The 1,368-nt window shown below is 40.5% G+C and carries 1 protein-coding gene; it reads right to left on the reverse strand.

Features of this window, described 5'->3' with window-relative positions; all coding sequences use genetic code 11:
- Nucleotides 1-186: 186 nt before the first annotated feature.
- The coding region (locus tag AC1DRF_RS27885) for an MFS transporter (RefSeq protein WP_477742298.1) at nt 187-1,368 on the reverse strand (1,182 nt) is incomplete at its 5' end.

The following is a 1,368-nucleotide window of genomic DNA, read 5'->3' on the forward strand; positions in this document are numbered from 1 at the left end:
GAACAGATCAGACCCCGCAGGAGCGCAAACGACGAGGAGGCTCATCGGCCACCCGCGGAAAGCGAAGACTTGTACGGAAATCAACTGCGGTGGCACAAGCAATCCATACGAGCTCATGTATACTATTTGTCCGCCTTTAGATTGAATTAATTTGGTAATGTCTCAACCTCTTCTTAACTTTTCTTTTCAACTCATTTTCTCAGCTGATTTTTGCTTCATAAACAGGAACATCACACCTGAAACAACCGCGAAAACAGCTAAAATGTAAAAAGTAGAAGGCAGCGGAATCACGCTGACTAGTGACCCCATAGCTAAGCTGCTGACAACTGCTGAAGTTTGTATAGCCGTCATATATGCCGTTGTGGCTAGTCCAATTTGACGCGGAGCCAGTGACTGAGCATACACCATTCCCACTCCCATTGTAGCGGATAGAATAAAAGCATAAAATACTTGAAGCACAATTAACCCACTCAGCGGTAAATGAAGGCTCGTTAAAATAAAATAAAGCACTTGGCAAGCAATTCCAATGATAAAGAATCGTTTAACTCCGATCTTATCAGAAAAATAGCCCCCTAACGGCATAAATACTAGCTCAAAAACAGATGTAACGGTAAAGAGAATCCCTACAATCGAAACGGATTGTTTTAACGTATCCGTTATGTAGAGCGGCAAATACATAGAACGCCCGGAATCACCCGCAAAAATGAAAAGAGCTGCTACGAATACAGCTATTAATACAGAAGGTATACCGGCTGGCGCTTTTGAAGATGCATGAGCTGAAGTTTGAGGCATACTGTCTTCTTTAAGCGCAAAAAGAACCCACCCTAAAGTTGCTAGCGATAACAACCCTGATAATAAAAATAAAAGAGTATACCCTCCGTGGTCAATAATTAAAGCGCCAAGCATAGGTCCAAAAATATAGCCTTGTGAAAAAGCCATTCGCACGGTACCAGTAATCGTACCTGCCTGCGATTTGCTTTCTTGCTTTTTAACAATAAAATCATTCAGCAGGGCAAAGAAAAAAGAAAACGCATTAAACCCTCCTATAGCAAGTAAAATGAGTGCTATTGTATAAGAATGCGTAAACGCTAACGGCACTCTTGAAATGGTTCCAATCAGTAACGCCCAAATAATAAATGGCTTTCGTTTCCCCCATTTGTCTGATAACGAAGCTAAATAAAACGATACGATTAAACCAATAATGCTCATTGGCACAAATAAAAATCCTGCTTGAAAAGAAGTGGCATGCAATGTATTTGTTGCCCAAACCGTTAAATAAGGCATAAAGCCGMCAACGGATAATCCAATAATAAATAATGAAATAAAAATCGTTCGAAAATCCMGGTCTGTAAACACAATCTTTATGCC

The organism is Priestia sp. P5_B4 (genome assembly GCF_056400385.1).